18 protein-coding genes are annotated in these 17,185 nt (G+C 70.4%); 7 read left to right on the forward strand and 11 right to left on the reverse strand.

The features are described from left to right. The first annotated feature begins 56 nt into the window (after positions 1 to 56). Positions 57 to 665 (forward strand): flavin reductase family protein, encoded by a 609-nt coding sequence (locus BUQ68_RS07435; RefSeq protein ID WP_075215312.1) that lies wholly within the window; start codon positions 57 to 59, stop codon positions 663 to 665. A 54-nt stretch (positions 666 to 719) separates the two neighbouring features. Here the strand turns inward: BUQ68_RS07435 and BUQ68_RS07440 are convergent, their stop codons facing one another. Beyond that, positions 720 to 1,220, reverse strand: coding sequence for a hypothetical protein (locus tag BUQ68_RS07440; RefSeq protein WP_139315175.1), 501 nt, complete (start codon positions 1,218 to 1,220; stop codon positions 720 to 722). A 157-nt stretch (positions 1,221 to 1,377) separates the two neighbouring features. Between BUQ68_RS07440 and BUQ68_RS07445 the strand changes: the two genes are divergently transcribed. Next, positions 1,378 to 2,457 (forward strand): lysozyme family protein, encoded by a 1,080-nt coding sequence (locus BUQ68_RS07445; protein WP_210215596.1) that lies wholly within the window; start codon positions 1,378 to 1,380, stop codon positions 2,455 to 2,457. A 203-nt stretch (positions 2,458 to 2,660) separates the two neighbouring features. Continuing rightward, entirely contained in the window at positions 2,661 to 3,857 is a 1,197-nt protein-coding gene (locus BUQ68_RS07450) for a DUF2336 domain-containing protein (protein ID WP_075215314.1), read from the forward strand. A 117-nt stretch (positions 3,858 to 3,974) separates the two neighbouring features. On the opposite strand, the gene BUQ68_RS07455 is transcribed toward BUQ68_RS07450, so the two are convergent. The 4 genes from BUQ68_RS07455 to ctrA all read right to left on the reverse strand — a co-directional run bounded on the left by BUQ68_RS07455 (position 3,975) and on the right by ctrA (position 7,116). Continuing rightward, positions 3,975 to 4,508: an Hpt domain-containing protein gene (locus tag BUQ68_RS07455; protein ID WP_075215315.1), complete on the reverse strand. Its 534-nt coding sequence runs from the start codon at positions 4,506 to 4,508 to the stop codon at positions 3,975 to 3,977. Between the two features lie 134 nt (positions 4,509 to 4,642). Next, the gene (locus BUQ68_RS07460) at positions 4,643 to 5,428 is read right to left on the reverse strand and encodes an NAD kinase (protein ID WP_075215316.1); all 786 of its coding nucleotides are present in this window, start codon (positions 5,426 to 5,428) and stop codon (positions 4,643 to 4,645) included. 173 nt (positions 5,429 to 5,601) lie between these two features. Further along, a complete protein-coding gene (locus BUQ68_RS07465; protein WP_175577759.1) occupies positions 5,602 to 6,228 on the reverse strand; it encodes a ParA family protein in 627 nt (208 codons plus the stop codon). Between the two features lie 192 nt (positions 6,229 to 6,420). Further along, positions 6,421 to 7,116, reverse strand: a complete 696-nt coding sequence (ctrA, locus tag BUQ68_RS07470; RefSeq protein WP_075215318.1) for a response regulator transcription factor CtrA — start codon at positions 7,114 to 7,116, stop codon at positions 6,421 to 6,423. Between the two features lie 437 nt (positions 7,117 to 7,553). On the opposite strand from ctrA, the gene fliI reads away from it, so the two are divergent. Next, a complete protein-coding gene (gene fliI / locus BUQ68_RS07475) occupies positions 7,554 to 8,900 on the forward strand; it encodes a flagellar protein export ATPase FliI (RefSeq protein WP_075215489.1) in 1,347 nt (448 codons plus the stop codon). Between the two features lie 6 nt (positions 8,901 to 8,906). Then, positions 8,907 to 9,320 carry a flagellar export protein FliJ gene (fliJ, locus tag BUQ68_RS07480; RefSeq protein WP_075215490.1) on the forward strand — a complete coding sequence of 138 codons (414 nt, stop codon included), beginning with the start codon at positions 8,907 to 8,909 and terminating at the stop codon, positions 9,318 to 9,320. 253 nt (positions 9,321 to 9,573) lie between these two features. Here fliJ and BUQ68_RS07485 read toward each other — a convergent pair whose 3' ends face one another. Both BUQ68_RS07485 and BUQ68_RS07490 read right to left on the reverse strand, forming a co-directional pair. After that, positions 9,574 to 10,074, reverse strand: coding sequence for a type III secretion system chaperone family protein (locus tag BUQ68_RS07485; protein ID WP_075215319.1), 501 nt, complete (start codon positions 10,072 to 10,074; stop codon positions 9,574 to 9,576). Between the two features lie 474 nt (positions 10,075 to 10,548). Further along, positions 10,549 to 10,878 (reverse strand): accessory factor UbiK family protein, encoded by a 330-nt coding sequence (locus tag BUQ68_RS07490; protein WP_075215320.1) that lies wholly within the window; start codon positions 10,876 to 10,878, stop codon positions 10,549 to 10,551. A 296-nt stretch (positions 10,879 to 11,174) separates the two neighbouring features. On the opposite strand from BUQ68_RS07490, the gene lgt reads away from it, so the two are divergent. Beyond that, a complete protein-coding gene (gene lgt / locus BUQ68_RS07495) occupies positions 11,175 to 12,020 on the forward strand; it encodes a prolipoprotein diacylglyceryl transferase (RefSeq protein ID WP_075215321.1) in 846 nt (281 codons plus the stop codon). Positions 12,021 to 12,026: 6 nt separating this feature from the next. Then, positions 12,027 to 13,115, forward strand: a complete 1,089-nt coding sequence (locus BUQ68_RS07500; RefSeq protein WP_075215322.1) for a class I SAM-dependent methyltransferase — start codon at positions 12,027 to 12,029, stop codon at positions 13,113 to 13,115. Between the two features lie 21 nt (positions 13,116 to 13,136). Here the strand turns inward: BUQ68_RS07500 and BUQ68_RS07505 are convergent, their stop codons facing one another. From BUQ68_RS07505 to pgeF, 4 genes are all read right to left on the reverse strand, one after another. Next, entirely contained in the window at positions 13,137 to 14,069 is a 933-nt protein-coding gene (locus BUQ68_RS07505; protein WP_075215323.1) for a ribose-phosphate pyrophosphokinase, read from the reverse strand. A gap of 212 nt (positions 14,070 to 14,281) precedes the next feature. Next, positions 14,282 to 14,899, reverse strand: coding sequence for a hypothetical protein (locus tag BUQ68_RS07510; RefSeq protein WP_075215324.1), 618 nt, complete (start codon positions 14,897 to 14,899; stop codon positions 14,282 to 14,284). Positions 14,900 to 15,023: 124 nt separating this feature from the next. Continuing rightward, a complete protein-coding gene (locus tag BUQ68_RS07515; protein WP_075215325.1) occupies positions 15,024 to 16,178 on the reverse strand; it encodes a M24 family metallopeptidase in 1,155 nt (384 codons plus the stop codon). Positions 16,179 to 16,190: 12 nt separating this feature from the next. Beyond that, positions 16,191 to 16,964 carry a peptidoglycan editing factor PgeF gene (pgeF, locus tag BUQ68_RS07520; protein ID WP_075215326.1) on the reverse strand — a complete coding sequence of 258 codons (774 nt, stop codon included), beginning with the start codon at positions 16,962 to 16,964 and terminating at the stop codon, positions 16,191 to 16,193. Positions 16,965 to 17,185 lie beyond the last annotated feature (221 nt).

The following is a 17,185-nucleotide window of genomic DNA, read 5'->3' on the forward strand; positions in this document are numbered from 1 at the left end:
ACATGCAGGTCGGACCCGTCCGACCTGCATGTGGCGGGAATGAGGGAACCACGCGCATGTTCTACGATCCGCGGCAGCCCGACCACGGCCTGCCGCACGACCCCTTCCTGGCGCTGGTCGCGCCGCGGCCGATCGGGTGGATCTCCACCCGATCGGCGGCGGGCATCGCGAACCTCTCGCCCTACAGCTTCTTCAACGCCTTCTCCACCCGCCCGCACGTGGTGGGCTTCTCCAGCACGGGCCGGAAGGATAGCGTACGGAACGCCGAGGAGACGGGCGTCTTCATCGTCAATATCGCGACCTTCGACCTGAAGGACGCCATGAACGCGTCCTCGGTCACGGTTGCGCCGGAGGTGGACGAATTCCCGATCGCCGGCCTCACCGCCGTGCCCGGCACGGCCGTGGACGCGCCGCGGGTCGGCGAGGCGCTCGCCGCCCTGGAGTGCCGCACCACCGCCGTCGTGCCGATCACTGGCCTTGCGGGCGGCGCGCCCGGCGCCTTCCTGGTGCTCGGCGAGGTGGTGGGCGTGCATCTGGACGAGCGCATCCTCACCGACGGGCGGGTGGATACGGCCAAGCTGCGGCCGCTCGCCCGCCTCGGCTACATGGACTACGCCGTGGTGGATACGGTGTTCGACATGGCCCGCCCGAAGCCGCCCGCCTGAGGCAGGCCCTTGCCCCGGGCCGATTTCCCGGTGGCCCGGTCAAGCGGCGCCCCGTCACGCCACCATGACGGCGGGCGGCGCAAGCACGGCGGTGAATCCCGCCGCCCGGGCCGCCTCCGCGTCGGCGGGTCCGGCGGTGCGCTGCCGCTCGAAGGCCGGCAGGCCGAGGGCGGCCGCCGCGAGCACCACCTGGCCGCGCGCGACCACCAGCGGCGGCGCGGCGTCGGCGTCCGGATCGAGGCCGAGGGCGGCGAGCAGCGCCGGGGTGTCGAGCCCGAGGCCGATCAGCCGCCGCGGGGGGGCGAGCCGCAGGACTGCCGCGAGGCCGTCGGCCCCGCCGACCAGCACCGCCAGCCCCAGGCTCTCCTCCGGCCGGTCGAGGCGCGCCTCGGCAACCGCCAGCGCGGCGGCGGTGCGGCCGATGTCGTCGGTCGTCCGCGGGTGCGTGAGGAGAAGACCGAGCCGCGCCCGCGCGGCGGCGGCCTCCAGGTCGGCCGCACCGAGGCCGGGGGGCACGCGGACCAGATCCGCCGGCAGCCCGTCATCGCCGCGCACGGCGATCCGGCCTGCCGGGGCGGGCGCGCCGGCCGGAAGATCGGCCCAGACCGAAGACCCCTCCAATATGCGTGCGATTGCATAATTCATAGTTTACCACTTGTTAACCATACCGGCTCCACGGTGCGTCCATCGGCTTTCGACCGGGGTTGCATCCATGAAAACGGCCTTCGAATGGGTCTATACGCCGCACGCGGCGCCGGCCCGACCGGTTTCGACGGAGCCGTCCGCCGCCGGCCTGGAAAACCGCATCGAACAGGCCTTCGCCGCCGCGAGCGACACCACCGGCACCTCTTTCGAGTACCTCCTGAAAACCGCCCAGCGCGAGTCGTCCCTCAACACCAACGCCAATGCCCGGACCTCGTCGGCCGCCGGTCTCTTCCAGTTCATCGAGAGCACCTGGCTGGAGACCATGAAGGACGCCGGCGGCGCCGTCGGCCTCGGCCGCTACGCCGACGCCATCGAGCGCGGCGCGAACGGCCGCTACAGCGTGGCGGATCCGGCGCTCCGCAAGGAGATCCTGGATCTTCGCTACGACCCCGACATCGCCTCCATGATGGCCGGGGCCCTCACCCGGCGCAACGGCGCTTATCTCGCCGAGCGCCTCGGCCGCGAGGCGAACGCGGGCGAGCTCTACATCGCCCACTTCCTCGGCGCCCGCGGCGCCGCCTCGCTGATCGGCCTTGCCGAGAAGGCACCGGGCACCACCGCCGCCGACGTCTTCCCGCGCCAGGCGGCGGCCAACAAGTCCATCTTCTACGACGGCCGTTCGCCCCGCACGGTGGAGGCGGTCTATGGCGAGCTCGTGCGCCTGCACGGCGGCACGGCGCCCGCCCTGTCCACCCCCGTGATGACGGCCGCCGCACCCGCCGCGTCGGACGATCCGTTCGCCGCCGGCACCGGCGACGGCGAGGGCACCGCCCTCGGTTACGCCGATCCCGGCGACCGGGTGCAGGCCGGATGGACCGCCGCCGACGCGGAGACCGCCTTCGAGGGTCTGTTCCGCACCGACCAGCCCGCCGCCCGCGTCAACGGCGCGGCCGCCTTCTTCAGCGCCTTCACCCGCGCACCCGGCCTCTTCGACGTGGCGGCGGCCGCCGACACTGCCGACCTCGGCGAGACGGCCCCGGACGGCCTGTCGCTCTCCACCCCCGGCCCGTCGGCCTTCGAGGCGTCGGAGCGGCAGAAGCGCAAGGGTCCGCTCGACCTCACGCGCTTCCTCAACATCAAGTCCTGACCGGACCGGCCTCGCCGTCCTCCACCCCCGCCGGCCGTTCGGCTAGACGCCGCTGCCGCGCGGCTTCGCCCTCATCAGGGTGAACAGCGGGTTAGCGAGCGTGGTGAACGGCTCGTTAATCATCCCCTGGCATTCTGACGGACAGGAAGCCCTGCCGCTCCGCGCGCGGCGGCAAGGGCCCGTGGTCGCTTCGGAGGCTGTTCATGGTCGCGGTCCGTCTGCTGGCATGGTTGGACAAGGCACCCGCCCCGGCGCGCGCCGGTGCCGTGGCGCCGCTCGTCAACAGCTACGTGCATGCGGCCCTCTCCGACGAGGCCCGCGACGACCTCGACATCGCCATGACTCTGCTGCTCGACGATCCGGTGCCGGAGGTGCGGCGCGCGCTTGCGGAGGCCCTTTCGATCCACGAGGCGGTGCCGCGCCATCTGGTGGTGGCGCTCGCCCAGGACCTGCCGTTCGTGGCCGAACCGGTGCTGCGCCGCTCCCCTTGCCTCCTTGACGCCGAACTTGCCGAGGCGGTGCGCGGCGGGGTCGCGCGAGTGCAGACCGCCGTCGCCTGCCGGCCGTGGGTGAGCTACGCCGTCGCCGACGTGATCGCGGCGGAAGCCGACGAGGAGGCGGTGGCGGCGCTCGTCTCCAACAGCGGCGCCGACCTTTCCTACGAGGCCTTCTCGGCCGCGGCGGAACGGTTCGGCACCGTGCCCGATGTGCGCGACGCCCTCTTCCGCCACCCGGACCTGCCGATCACCGTGCGCCAGTCGCTGATCGCCCGCCTGGGGCTCGCCCTCAACGGCCTGATGGTCTCGCGCGACTGGATGAGCGAGCGCAAGGCCGGCAACGTCGTCCGGGAGGCCTGCGAGAAGGCCACCGTCGTGCTGGCGGCCGGGGCCGGCGAGGAGGAGCTGGAGGATCTGGTCGAGCATCTTCGGGCGACCGGCCAGCTGACCCCCGCGCTCGTGGTGCGCACCGCCTGCACCGGCAACATCCGCTTCCTGGAGGCGGTGATCGCCCGCCTGACCGGCCTGCCGGCCGAGCGGGTCTATGCCATCCTGGTCGACGGGCGCGTCGCCGCCGTCACCGCGCTCTTCGCCCGCGCCGGCCTGCCGGACCGGGTGAACGGGGCGCTCCTGGCGGCGCTCGCCGCCTGGCGCGACCTTGCCAAGGAAGAATGCACGGAAGGCGATCCGGCCTTTCCGCGCCGCATGATCGAACGGGTGCTGACCCGCTACCAGCGGATGGCCGCCGGCGATGTGGACGATCTCCTCGCGCTCCTGCGCCGGCTTGCCGCCGACGCGGCCCGCGAGGCCGCCCGCGCCAAGGCGGAGGCTGCCCGCACCAAGGCCGCCGAGGCCCGCGAGCGGTCGGGCCGCGCGGCGCCGCACGTGGATATCGCGGCTTGATGCTTGGCTGGTGACGTTCGGATTCGCCCGACCGTTACAGCCTGACCGGCCGGCGCCCGTTCGGGTTTCCCCTGCGCTTTTAGAGCGCCGACAGGCCGGGACTTTACGCGCTTGGCGTTAGTCCAGTGGCGGCTCGGGCGCGTGCTCGGCGAGATAGGCGTAGGACAGATCGTTGAGGGCGCCCACGAGGGCCGACCCGATCCGGTCGCCTTCGTCCTTGGCGGATTCCCGGTAGATGGCCGTGATGGCCTTGACGTGCTGGTCGACGAGGTCGAAGGGCAGGGTGTCCCGGTCCGGCAGACGGTCAAGCAAGGCGCAGAGGCTGCCGGCCGCCGCGGCGACCAGGGGATAGCCGAGGGTGGTGGCCTGGCCCTTCAGGTCGTGCACCGCCCGGAAGAAGGCGTTGCGCAACTCGCCGTTCGGCCGTTCGGCCGAGACCCAGGCCTGGAAGCGGGTGCCCACCACCTCGATCTCGTCCTTCATCCAGGTGTCGAAGTTGGACGAGAGGATCTTCAGCGCCGCCTCGGCGCGCGCCACCGGGTCGTCGCCCGCGCCACGGCTCTTCACCTCCCGCACCTTGCGGCGGAGATCCACGTGGGGCTGGATGAGCTGCTGCTCAGCGGTGGGCGGTGCGCCGTTGCGTGCGGCCATTGGGGCAGGTCCCGGCTGGGAGACCCGCGACGGGCGGGCCTCCGCTGGCAGGCATGCTGGCACGCTGTCGTTAACGAAGCGTTCTCCGTACCGGCCCGGCGGGTGATCCGGCCCGGCTTCCGCCCCGGCCTTGGTCAGTAGCGGAACTGCTCGGCGAGGATGCGCTCATCCCAATTGTGGTCGCGGTCGAACAGGATGAGGCTGCGCTGCTTGTGGTCTTCCCGCACGGTGACCTTCACCACGTCGCGGATCTCGGTGAAGTCGGCCGCGGCGCTCACCGGGCGCTTTTCCGTCTCCAGCACCTCGATCACCACGGTGCAGCGGTTCGGCATCAGCGCGCCGCGCCACCGCCGCGGCCGGAACGGGCTGATCGGCGTCAGGGCGAGCAGCGGCGCGTGGATCGGCAGGATGGGGCCGTGGGCGGAGAGATTGTAGGCGGTTGATCCGGTCGGGGTCGCCACCATCACGCCGTCGCAGATCAGCTCCTCCAGCCGCACCTTGCCGTCGATGGCGATCCGGAGCTTGGCCGCCTGATAGGTCTGGCGGAGCAGCGACACCTCGTTGATGGCGCGCGCCGCGTGGCTGGTGCCGGCCGCGTCCACCGCCGTCATGATCAGCGGGTGAATGGCGGTGACCACCGAATTGGCCAGCCGCTCGCGAAGGGCGTCGTAGCGGAATTCGTTCATGAGGAAGCCGACCGAGCCGCGGTTCATGCCGTAGATCGGCTTGTCGGTGTTCATGAAGGCGTGGAGAGTCGTCAGCATCAGGCCGTCGCCGCCGAGCGTGATGATCACGTCCGCGTCCTCCGGCTCGGCGTGCCCATAGAGCTCGACGAGCCGCTTGTGCGCCTCCTGCGCCTCTTCCGTGTCGCTCGCCACGAAGGCGAGCCGATCGAAGGAGGGGATCACGCGATGCGCCATCGGTCCTCTCGGGGCAAGCGCCGGACGGGTCTCCGGCGGTCCGTCGTCTGCCGCACTCATCCGCTAACATGGCGGGTTCGAAAAGGAAACGACGAACCGGAGCGCGAGCGCGGCGCGCGCCGTCGCAGGCCCCGGCCGGTGCGTCCGGTTCCGGCCGGCGCGTGGGTCCGATCTCAGCCGAGACAGAGCGCCGCGAGGCGGTCCAGGTCGGCGGCTATGGCGGCCCGGCTCGGGTGGCGGCTCTCCCGGATGCCCGCGCCCTCGCGCACCATGCGCTGGAATTCCTGGCTGTCCGGGATCACGCAGGCGACCGGCGCGCCGAGGGTCGCCTCCAGCTCGGCGACGATACGCGGCGTGGCGGCGCTGCGGCGCATGCGGTTGAGCACGAAATGGACGGCGATCCGGTTCTTGCGCACGCCCTTGTTCTCCGCCACCGCCTTCATGAGGGTGCCGGTGGCGTCCACGTCGAGCGGGGAGGGGGAGAGCGGCACCACGAGCACGTCGGACAGGGTGATCAGATCCTGCAGGGCCTGCTTGCGCAGCCCCGCCCGGCCGTCGACCAGCAGCACGTCGGCCTTGTGACCCTTGAGGACGCCGGTGTCGAGCTTGCGGAAGTCCACGCAGCCGAGGATGGCCGGGTAGCCGGTGCGGGCCGCGTTCCAGCGGGTCAGGCTCTTCTGGTGGTCGGCGTCGGCCAGGAGGAGACGCGCATCCGTCCGGGCGATCGCGCAGGCGAGATTGGTGGCGAGGGTCGTCTTGCCCACGCCGCCCTTGGAGTTGATCACGGATATCACACGCACGGGCATCGTTCCTGCCGGCGGCGAGGGCCCCGGTTGGACCGACTATCGAAGCTGCCGCCGCACGCGTCAAGAACGAGCGCACATCGTGCGCCTTGAGGGCGGCCGGCAGACAAGAAAAAACCCCGCCGGAGCGGGGTTCTGGAAGGCTGGCCGAAACGGGCGGGCCGCCGAGGGGAGGGCGGCCGGCCCGGATCAGGCGATCTCGCGGATGTCGTCGGGCTCGCGCAGCACATAGCCGCGGCCCCACACGGTCTCGATGTAGTTCTTGCCGTCGGTGGCGTTGGCGAGCTTCTTGCGCAGCTTGCAGATGAAGACGTCGATGATCTTCAGCTCGGGCTCGTCCATGCCGCCGTAGAGATGGTTGAGGAACATCTCCTTGGTGAGGGTCGTCCCCTTGCGGAGCGAGAGAAGCTCCAGCATCTGGTATTCCTTGCCGGTCAGGTGCACGCGCTGGCCGTTGACCTCCACCGTCTTGGTGTCGAGGTTCACGATCAGGTCGCCGGTCACGATCACCGACTGGGCATGGCCCTTGGAACGGCGCACGATCGCATGGATACGGGCGATCAGCTCGTCCTTGTGGAAAGGTTTGGTCATGTAGTCGTCGGCGCCGAAGCCGAGACCGCGGACCTTGTCCTCGATGTTGCCCAGACCCGACAGGATCAGGATGGGCGTCTTCACCTTCGACACACGGAGCGTCCGCAGCACCTCATAACCGGACATGTCCGGAAGGTTGAGGTCGAGCAGGATGATGTCGTAGTCGTAGAGCTTCCCCAGGTCGATACCTTCTTCGCCCAGGTCCGTCGTGTAGACGTTGAAGCTCTCGGACTTCAGCATCAGCTCGATGCTCTGTGCGGTCGCGCTGTCGTCCTCGATCAGCAAAACGCGCATGCCAATCCCCTCGTGTTTTTCGGCCCCGTCCCGACTTCTGTCTGGAACGGGGTCCGGCATTGCCGGGCCGTCGACGTCGAAGTTCAGGCTACCCCGAAATGGTTAACAAACTCTGATTCCGCCTCGCAAGAGAATTGGCGCCGAGTCTGCAAAAAGCTATCCAAACCCCTCAGACTCAAGCCTGATTCCGGCACTGGACCGCTCATAAACCACGTCAAGAAACCTGCTTAACCGACTCCTGCGACTCAACCATCCGGGTTGTCCACAGCACGGTCGGCCACCCGGCCATCCGGATGTCCATCGCACTCGGGTAAATCATTAACGCCGGGAGTAAACGAACCGTTACACTGCTCGAATCAGGAGGGGGTTCTTATTCACGGAATCGCGAGTGTCGCAAACTGGTCACAGGTGGTGGAGAGGACCCCATGGAGCCCCGCATGGACGCACTGGTCGCAGCCCTTCAGGGCATCCCGGAACGCCAGGTCTACGGCCGGGTTGCCGCCGTCCAGGGCCTCCTCGTGGAGGTCGCCGGACCGGTCCAGGAGATGAGCGTCGGCGCTCGTCTCGGCGTCACCGGGTTCGCGGGCCGCACGGTGGGCGTGGAGGTGGTCGGTTTTCGCGGAGAACGGGCGCTTTGCCTGCCGTTCGGCTCGATGGAAGGGGTGCGCCTCGGGGCCAAGGCCACAATCCTTTCCAACGCCGCCACGATGCGCCCGTCGGCAGGCTGGCTCGGCCGCGTCGTTAACGCCTTGGGCGAACCGATCGACGGCAAGGGACCGCTCGAACAGGGCCCGCTGGAGCGTCCTTTGCGGGCCAGTCCGCCGGCCGCCTCGGAGCGGACGCGGGTCGGCGGGCCGATCGATCTCGGCGTGCGCGTCCTCAACACGTACGCGACGTGTTGCCGCGGCCAACGCATGGGAATTTTCGCAGGCTCCGGCGTCGGCAAGTCCGTGCTCCTCTCCATGCTGGCCCGCTACACCGCCTGCGACGTGGCCGTCATCGGCCTCATCGGCGAGCGCGGCCGCGAGGTGCAGGAGTTCATCGAGGACGACCTCGGGCCCGAAGGCCTCGCCCGCTCCGTCGTGGTGGTGGCGACCTCCGACGAATCCGTGCTGATGCGCCGGCAGGCCGCCTACCTGACCATGACGGTGGCCGAGCACTTCCGCGACAGCGGCGGCGACGTGCTCTGCCTGATGGACAGCGTCACCCGCTTCGCCATGGCCCAGCGGGAGATCGGCCTTGCGGCGGGCGAACCGCCCACGTCCAAAGGCTACACGCCCACCGTCTTCACCGAGCTTCCGCGGCTTCTGGAGCGCGCCGGGCCGGGCCGGGCGGGGGAGGGCAGCATCACCGGTCTCTTCACCGTGCTCGTTGAGGGGGACAACCACAACGAGCCGGTGGCGGACGCCGTTCGCGGTATCCTCGACGGCCATATCGTGATGGAGCGGGCCATCGCCGAGCGCGGCCGCTATCCGGCGGTGAACGTCCTGAAGTCGGTGAGCCGCACCATGCCGGGCTGCGTGGAGCCCCGCTGGCGGCCGCTGATCCAGGAAAGCCGCCGCCTGATGGCCACCTTCGCCGACATGGAGGAGCTCATCCGCCTCGGCGCCTACCGCAAGGGCTCCAACCCGGAGGTGGACGAGGCGATCGCGCTCAACGGGCCGCTGGAGGCCTTCCTCAACCAGAGGAAGGAGGAACGGACGGGACGTGATGATGGTTATCGCTCCCTCGCCAACCTTTTGGAAACGACCATTGGGTTAAGCTTCCCAGCATCCGGGGAGTAACGAATGATGAAGTCGCGTAACAGTCTCATCCGGCTGAAGCGGTTCCAGGTCGACGAGAAGCGTCGGCAGGTGACCCAGATCGAAATGATGATCGCCGAGTTCGAGCGCATGGCGTCCGAGCTTGACGACCAGATTCTGGCGGAACAGAAGCGCGTCGGCATCACCGACGTGACCCATTTCGCCTACCCGACCTTCGCCAAGGCGGCCATGCAGCGGCGGGACAATCTGCTCGTCTCGGCCGGCGACCTGAAGGGCCAGCTCGATGCGGCCCGTGCGGCGCTGTCGGAAGCCGTGGAAGACATGAAGAAGGTAGAGCTCATCGAGGAGCGCGACCAGATGCGCGATCGCGTCACCGCCGATGCGATCGAGCAGGACCAGATGGACGAGGTCGCCTCGCGCCTCGCCTTCCGCACCGCCTGAGGCGTTTCGCCAAAAGGCTGCTGTCCCACGGGTCCCGGTGCCGGCCTGGCGCCGGGTTTTTCGTGCGCCGCGCGGAGCATGTCTCTTCCCGCGTGCCGCGCGGAGCATAGTCCCTTTCCGCGCCCGGCGCGGATTGGGCAGATTGGGTGCGTCTCCGCGCCGCCCTCTCGGCCGCAACGGAAAACGGCGCCCGGAGGGAGCCGGGCGCCGTCAAAGTCCGTCCGTCCGAGCCGCCGAAGGGCCGTGCCGCGGCTCAGGCCTCGCCGACGGTCTCGATCAGCGAGTGGTCCAGCGCCTCGCGCGCCGGCTTGCCGGCCCACACCACGAACTGGAACGCCTGGTAGAAGCGCTCGCAGGACTCCAGGGCGTTGTCCAGCATGGCGGCGATCTGCTCGTCCGTCGCCTCGGCGTTGCCGGCCAGAAGCAGAGCGTGCCGGTACATGATCACGCCCTCCTTCTGCCAGAGATCGAAATGTCCGACCCACATCTGCTCGTTGACGAGGGACAGGAGCTTCACCACCTCGGTGCGGCGGGTCTCCAGCACCTTGATGTCGAACGCGCAGGCCAGATGCAGCGCCTCCAGATCCTCCATCCAGGAGAAGGAGACGTGATAGTCGCACCAGTTCCCCTGCACGGAAACGGTGATTTCGTCCTCCCCGGACCGCTCGAACGACCAGTCGTTCTGGGCGGCGATGAGTTCGATCGAATCGACGGGATTGCTCGGTCGCTCGGTAGAGACATCGATGAGGGTCACGGTCGACCTCCAAGGTTGCGGCTGGACCCCAGCACGCTAGCTTCCTCAAGAACGCCCGCCCTGAAGCGGGGCCGATCCGTTCGTGTCGAACGGGCGGTGCCGCTCCGGTCGGAGCATTCTCCACCCCGATGGCCGCCCCACGGGAGGAGGTGCGGACGACCAACCGGTTCATCACCCGCGGGCGCCGACGCAACCCCCGGGAATTCAACAAAGCCACCTCGGCGCCGCCGGCGCACCCGGCTTGGCGGGCGGGCGGCGAATCTCATCTGCCTTGAAGTATAGGGTGGATCGTGAGCAGCGAAATGACTGATTTCGGATCGCCCCCAAGGGCGTTCAGCCTCGCGCCAGTTCCCCCTGCCTTCCAGCGCATCATGGTCACAATAGCGGCAGTGGCTTTGCGTATACAATAGAGACGTCAATGGCACGCGACCGGCCGGGCCGGCGCGTGGCGCGGGCAATGACGAAAGGTGCTGATCAGGCGCCGCCCGAGGCCCCATCGGGCGTGTGCGGCGGCGTCGCGGGCGTCGTGTCCCGGCCGACCGCCCCGGCGGTCAGCGCGGCGATCTGGCCTTCCAGCGCGGCGACCCGCGCGGACAGGCGCTCCACCTCGGACAGGGCGCGCGTTGCGAGATCCTGGGCAATCTCCAGATCCTCGCGGCGCACCAGGTCCATCTCGGAGGCGACCCGGTCGGCCTGGGAGCGGAACACCGTCTCGACCTCGCGGCGGGCCGATTGAGCCACCCCCGCCGCATCGTTCATGAGCTTGGCGAACTCGTCGAACAGGCGGCCTTGGGACTGGGTCATGACGATACTCCACGAATGGCGGGCCGGGCGCTTTGCGAAAAAGCGCCTGAGGCGGGTCCGCCGGTCTGACGAATAGCATGCGGACGGCTTGATCATAGCCGGCCTGAACGGCCGCCGCACCCCCCATGTGGCGATCTCCGGGCGACGGCGCAAGGAAGAACGCCGTGCGGGCTCCGCCCGTTCCGGGCCGACTCTGCCTTGCGGGCGCTTGACGGGGCGCGTGCGCTGCCGCAAACGTCCGCGGGTCCGCCGCGACCGCCAGCGGTCCCGCGCGCGCCAACCGACGAGGACCCGCGATGCCGCTGTTCGTCTTGCCCTTTCCGGCCATCGACCCGGTGCTCATCGAGATCGGGCCGTTCGCGATCCGCTGGTACGCGCTCGCCTACGTCACCGGCCTCCTGTTCGGCTGGTGGTATCTGCGCCAGCTCGCCGCCACCGACGGCCTGTGGACCGGCGCCGGCCGCCCCTCCGCCCTCGACGTGGACGACCTGCTCGTCTGGATCACCCTCGGCGTCGTGCTCGGTGGGCGCGTCGGCTACGTGCTCTTCTACAATTTCGGCGCCTACAGTCAGAATCCGTGGGAAATCCTCATGGTCTGGCACGGCGGCATGGCCTTTCACGGGGGCCTTGCGGGCGCCGCCATCGCCATGGCGCTGTTCGCCCGCCGCCGCGGCCTCAACACCTGGTCGCTCTACGATCTCGCCGCCGCCGCCGTTCCGGTCGGCCTCTTCCTCGGCCGCATCGCCAACTTCATCAACGGCGAGCTCTACGGCCGGCCGACCGACGTGCCCTGGGCGGTGGTCTTCCCCACCGCCGACGACCAGCCGCGCCACCCGAGCCAGCTCTACGAGGCGGCGCTGGAGGGCCTCGTGCTCTTCCTGGTGCTGACCGTGATGGTGCGCGCCGGCGCGCTCCGCCGCCCGGGCCTCGTCACCGGCGTGTTCGGCATCGGCTACGGCCTGTCGCGCATCGTGGTGGAATTCTTCCGCAGCCCGGATCCGCAGGTCGGCTATCTGGCCTTCGACATGCTCACCATGGGCATGGTGCTGTCGCTGCCGCTGGTGATCCTCGGCATCGCCATCGTGCTCTATGCCCGCACCGGCCGCACCGTCTGGCGCGCGCCGGCGCTCCGCAAGGCCTGACGCTCCATGTCGGCCGCCGCCGGTCCGCTTCTCGATCGCATCCGCGCCCTGATCGCCGCCACCGGGCCGCTCTCGGTGGCGGACTTCATGGCGATGGCGCTCGGCGATCCGGAGCACGGCTACTACACCACCCGCGATCCCTTCGGCGCCGCCGGCGACTTCGTCACCGCGCCGGAGATCAGCCAGATGTTTGGCGAACTGGTCGGCGCCTTCGCCGTGGCGGTGCACGCGGATCTCGGCGCGCCGGACCCGGTGCGCCTCGTCGAACTCGGCCCCGGCCGCGGCACCCTGATGGGGGATTTCCTTCGGGTCGCCGCCGTCCGCCCCGGCTTCCGCCGCGCCATCGACCTCCACCTGGTGGAGACGAGCCCGCGCCTTCGCGCCGCCCAGGCCGCCGTCCTTGCCCGCGCCGGCGTGCCGGCCACTTGGCACGACCGGCTCGACACGCTGCCGGCGGGGCCGCTGATCGTGATCGCCAACGAGTTCTTCGATGCCTTGCCGGTGCGCCAGCTGGTGCGGACCGCGGAGGGCTGGCGGGAGCGCGTGGTGGGGCTCGGGCCCGACGGGTCGCTCGCCTTCGGGGCGGGCGCGGCCGGCGTCGACCCGGACCTCGTGCCGCCGCACGCGCGTCTGGCGCCCCTCGGCACCGTGGTGGAGGTCGCCCGCGTCGCCGCCGCCGTCATGGGCGACCTCGCCCACCGGGTGGTACGCGACGGCGGCGTGGTGCTGGCGATCGACTATGGCAGCGACCGCTCCGGCGCCGGCGACACCCTGCAGGCGGTCGCCCGCCACCGGTTCGCCGACGCGCTCGCCGACCCGGGCGCCGTGGACCTCACCGTGCAGGTGGACTTCGAGGCGCTCGCCGCCGCGGCCCGGGCCGAGGGCGCGGCCGTGCACGGGCCGGTGGGGCAGGGCGATTTCCTGGTGCGGCTCGGCCTTCTGGAGCGCGCTGGCCGGCTCGGCGCAGAAAAGGGCGCGGCGGACCGCGACGCCATCGTCGCCGCCGTGGACCGGCTCGCCGGTCCCGACCAGATGGGCACGCTCTTCAAGGCGATGGCGGTGACGCGGCCGGGCCTCACGGTGCCGGGCTTCTGACGCGCCGCCGCCCGGTGCCGCTCAGTCGAACAGGCTCGACACCGACTGCTCGGCGGCGGTGCGGGCGATGGCCTCGCCCATCAGCGGCGCGATGGAGATGACGCGCAGGCGCGGGCTTTCCAGCACCGCGGCGGTCGGCTGGATGGAATCCGTGATCACCATCTCCTTCAGCCGCGAGGCGGTGATGCGGGCGACCGCCCCACCGGAGAGCACCCCGTGGGTGGCGTAGGCGGTGACCGACGCGGCGCCCTTGGTAAGGAGCGCGTCGGCGGCGTTGCAGAGCGTGCCGCCACTGTCCACGATGTCGTCGACGAGGATGCAGTCGCGGCCTTCCACGGCGCCGATGATGTTCATCACCTCGCTCTCGCCGGCCCGCTCGCGCCGCTTGTCCACGATGGCGAGCGGCGCGTCGATGCGCTTGGCAAGGGCGCGGGCGCGCACCACGCCGCCCACGTCCGGCGACACCACCACCACGTTGTCCACCGCGTAGCGCTCCTTGATGTCGCGCACGAGTACCGGGGCGCCGAACAGGTTGTCGGTCGGGATGTCGAAGAAGCCCTGGATCTGGCCGGCGTGCAGGTCGAGGGTCAGCACCCGGTCGACGCCCGCGTGGGTGATCAGGTTGGCGACCAGCTTGGCCGAGATGGGCGTGCGGCCGGAGGCGCGGCGATCCTGCCGGGCGTAGCCGAAGTAGGGCAGCACCGCCGTGATGCGCCGGGCCGAGGAGCGGCGCAGCGCGTCGGTGATGATTAGGAGCTCCATCAGGTTGTCGTTGGCCGGGTAGCTCGTCGGCTGGATGACGAACACGTCCTCGCCGCGCACATTGTCCTGGATCTCGACGAAAATCTCCTGGTCGGCGAAGCGCTTGACGGAGGTTCGGGTCAACTCCAAATCGAGGTAGTCCGCGATCGCCTCGGAGAGGGTGCGGTTCGAGTTCCCGGAAACCAGCTTCATGTGCGATCGGCCCTTGCGAAGGAAGCGGCGGGGTCGAGAGGACGATCGATGCGTCGAGCCCGAAGGGCGGCCGCCCCCGCTGTCGCGCGCCTTTTAGCAGTGGCGCACCGGCGCGTAAACATGCCGATGGATTGCATGCGACTTCCGTCACGATTGTGTCGCATGCGCCCGGCCGAGGTGCGGCCGGAGGTTTTGTCGACCTTGACCGCTGCCTAGATGCTGGTGCCGGGCAATTGGGCCGCCGCCGCCGGCGCCGCGGGGGCGCCCGGGCCGGCCGGCACCTGGTTCAGCCAGGCGTAGATCTGCTCCACCGTGCGGGCGGCGACGGCCTGCAGCACCTGGTCGTTGACGCCGGACCAGGGGTCGGCGTCCGCCTCGCCGGCGATCTCGATGCCGGTGATGCGGTGCAGCCGCCGGCCGCTGGAATCGAGGATGTCCCACACGTAGGTGACGTTGGTGGCCTCGTCGCCGCCGACCGCCGAAAGGTAGCCGAGGATGCGGTAACTCGCCGTCGGGTCGCCCCGGCGCACCAGCGTCAGGTTGCGGCCGCGGGCGTAGCGGCCGAGATCGGTGGCGAGGCTGTCGGCCTTGTTGGTCGGCACGCCCAGCACCTGGTCGAAGCGGAAGGTGGCCTGCGAGGCCGGTACCGGCGGCACGGTCGGGGTGACGGCCTCCGGCGGCGTGGCGAGCGTGCGGGCCACCGGCGTCGCCGTGCCCGGCCGGGCCGCGCTGGCGCCGCCGTTCTGGCACCCGGCGAGGAGAAGGGTCGCAAGGCTTGCCGTGGCGAGCGAGACGGCCATCCGGCGCCTCTGGCGGGCGATGTCGATCATCGTGTCCTTCCCCTGGCTTCTTGTCGCTGTCGACGGCCTATCTGTGGACGAGGCGGCGCCCGTGTTCAAGCCTGACCTCCGGTCGGCGCGTGTCGAGGCCCGCCTGTGCGCTGTGTCGACCGCCTCACGGGCGGACCGGCAGGTCGAGCGGCAGGGTGGAGAGCACCTCCGGGCCGGTGGCGGTGACGAGGCTGGTGCGGCCGAGCGTCATGGCGGTGCCGGTCTCGCTGTCCATCAGGATCATGTGCGCGAAGAGCGTCATGCCCGGCACGATCGGCTCCGGGTTGTCGCGGTAGAACATCTGCCGGTCCATCCAGCTCGGCGTGAAGCGGGCGCCGACCGAATAGCCGCAGGCGGCAAGCCGGTGGGCCGAGAGGCCACGGCCGTCGAACACCCGCGCATGCGCGTCGAACACGTCGCCGAAGGTGCGGCCGGGCGTCAGCGCCGCCTCGACGGCGGAGAGCGCCTCGGCGGCGGCCTCGAACAGCACCTGGTGGCGGGCGGACGGCTGGCCGGCCACCACCGTGCGCATCAGCGGCGCGTGGTAGTGGCGGAACACGCCGGAGAATTCCAGCGTCAGCTGGTCGTCGGCGTCCAGCACCCGCCGGCCGGCCTTGTAGCGGCAGAGAAGCGCGTCCCGACCCGACCCGATGATGAATTCGTTGGCCGGATAGTCGCCGCCTTCCTCAAAGACGGTGCCCTGCAGCACGGCGAGGATGCGCGCCTCGTCGGCGCCGGGGCCGATCACGTCGAGCGCGCGGGTGAAGGCGAGGTCGCCGATCCGCGCCGCCTCGCGCACATGGGCGATCTCCGCCTCCGACTTCACGGCCCGGAGGCCGGAGACGATGTCGGACGCGTCCACGGTCTCGGCGAAGCCCCAGAGGGCGGTGTCGAGCGCCTTGCCGTTCTTCGCGGTGAGCCCATGGGTGTCGTACTCCACGCCGAGGCGTGCGCCGCGCAGCGCGAATTCGGCCAGCATGTCCTTCAGCTGGTCGGCCGGGCCGGCGTCGGCGCGGTCCTCCCAGATCCGGATGTCGTCCACGATGGACGTGTGCTGCGCCTGCCGAAGGTCCGCCGAGCGGGTGAGGAGGGCGAGCCGGTCGTCGCGGGTCACCAGCATGGCCTGGAAGAAGCAGAAGCCGAAGGTGTCGTAGCCGGTCAGCCAGTACATGCTCTCCTGGGCGAACAGCAGGATGGCGTCGAGCCCGCGCGCCTCCAGGGCGGCATTCACCGCCACGCGGCGGCGGTTGAACTCGGCGCGGTCGAAATGGAGTGCCATCAGGGTATGCCTTCAGCGGGGATCGAGCGCGATGGCCGACAGGTGGCGGCCGTAGTCGGCCTCGCCCCTGTGCGTCATCCGCCGGTAGGAATAGAAGCGGGCTTCGTCCGCATAGGTGCAGAGGCCGAGGTTCTCCGCCGTGCCGACGCCCGCCCGCGCCAGCCGATGCACCACATAGGCCGGCAGGTCGAAGAAGGCGTGGCCGGGTGTCTCGGACGGGCGGAACCAGCGGGCGAGATCCTCGCCGGCGTCGCGGAAGCGGGCGACGAACTCCGGCCCGACCTCGTAGGCACGGCCGGAGATCATCGGGCCGACGACGGCGTGGATCCGATCGCGCCGGGCGCCGAGCCCCACCATGGCGTCCACCGTCGCCTCCAGCACGCCCGTGAAGGCGCCCTTCCAGCCCGAATGGGCGGCGCCGACCACGCCGGCCTCGCCGTCGGCAAAGAGCACGGGGCCGCAGTCGGCGGAGGAGACCGCGATGGCGAGATCCGGCACGCGGGTGACGAGGGCGTCGGCCTTGGGGTTGTCGGCGGGCGCCCAGGGGTGCTCGGCCACCACCACGTCGGGCGAGTGCACCTGGTAGCAGCTCACCAGCCGATCGGGCGAAACGCCCATGGCGGCGGCGATTCGGGCGCGGTTCTCCCGCACCTTGGCCGGGTCGTCGGTCGAGCCGAGCCCCGTGTTGAGCCCGGCGTAGATGCCGTCCGACACGCCGCCCTCGCGGGTGAACCAGCCGTGCCGGACGCCGGCCAGGGCCGACAGGGTAGGGGACCGCACCATCATCGCGAAGCACCTCGTCGTGACGGCGCGGATGGTGGCGACGGCAGACGGGTGTGTCAAAGGGGAAGGGCGGACCGGGGACCGAAAGCGCGCGCGTCCGGCAGTGCTGGAACGGCTGCGACGACCGATGGCAGGGCACCGATCGACCGTCCGGAGAGGGGTCGGCACCGGCCGAACCGAGGGCCCGGAGACAAAAGCCCAACCACGAGGGCCAAGACATCATG

Origin of the sequence: Mongoliimonas terrestris (assembly GCF_001927285.1) — a bacterium.
Classification (GTDB): domain Bacteria; phylum Pseudomonadota; class Alphaproteobacteria; order Rhizobiales; family Pleomorphomonadaceae; genus Chthonobacter; species Chthonobacter terrestris.

Bases quoted from the DNA above. Each gene is read 5' to 3' on its own strand.
- BUQ68_RS07445 (WP_210215596.1), top strand. From the start codon at position 1,378: ATGAAAACGGCCTTCGAATGGGTCTATACGCCGCACGCGGCGCCGGCC.
- BUQ68_RS07510 (WP_075215324.1), bottom strand. From the start codon at position 14,899: ATGATCGACATCGCCCGCCAGAGGCGCCGGATGGCCGTCTCGCTCGCC.
- BUQ68_RS07455 (WP_075215315.1), bottom strand. From the start codon at position 4,508: ATGGCCGCACGCAACGGCGCACCGCCCACCGCTGAGCAGCAGCTCATC.
- BUQ68_RS07515 (WP_075215325.1), bottom strand. From the start codon at position 16,178: ATGGCACTCCATTTCGACCGCGCCGAGTTCAACCGCCGCCGCGTGGCG.
- BUQ68_RS07435 (WP_075215312.1), top strand. From the start codon at position 57: ATGTTCTACGATCCGCGGCAGCCCGACCACGGCCTGCCGCACGACCCC.
- BUQ68_RS07490 (WP_075215320.1), bottom strand. From the start codon at position 10,878: ATGACCCAGTCCCAAGGCCGCCTGTTCGACGAGTTCGCCAAGCTCATG.
- BUQ68_RS07505 (WP_075215323.1), bottom strand. From the start codon at position 14,069: ATGAAGCTGGTTTCCGGGAACTCGAACCGCACCCTCTCCGAGGCGATC.
- pgeF (WP_075215326.1), bottom strand. From the start codon at position 16,964: ATGATGGTGCGGTCCCCTACCCTGTCGGCCCTGGCCGGCGTCCGGCAC.
- fliI (WP_075215489.1), top strand. From the start codon at position 7,554: ATGGACGCACTGGTCGCAGCCCTTCAGGGCATCCCGGAACGCCAGGTC.
- BUQ68_RS07450 (WP_075215314.1), top strand. From the start codon at position 2,661: ATGGTCGCGGTCCGTCTGCTGGCATGGTTGGACAAGGCACCCGCCCCG.
- ctrA (WP_075215318.1), bottom strand. From the start codon at position 7,116: ATGCGCGTTTTGCTGATCGAGGACGACAGCGCGACCGCACAGAGCATC.
- BUQ68_RS07500 (WP_075215322.1), top strand. From the start codon at position 12,027: ATGTCGGCCGCCGCCGGTCCGCTTCTCGATCGCATCCGCGCCCTGATC.
- fliJ (WP_075215490.1), top strand. From the start codon at position 8,907: ATGAAGTCGCGTAACAGTCTCATCCGGCTGAAGCGGTTCCAGGTCGAC.
- BUQ68_RS07460 (WP_075215316.1), bottom strand. From the start codon at position 5,428: ATGGCGCATCGCGTGATCCCCTCCTTCGATCGGCTCGCCTTCGTGGCG.
- lgt (WP_075215321.1), top strand. From the start codon at position 11,175: ATGCCGCTGTTCGTCTTGCCCTTTCCGGCCATCGACCCGGTGCTCATC.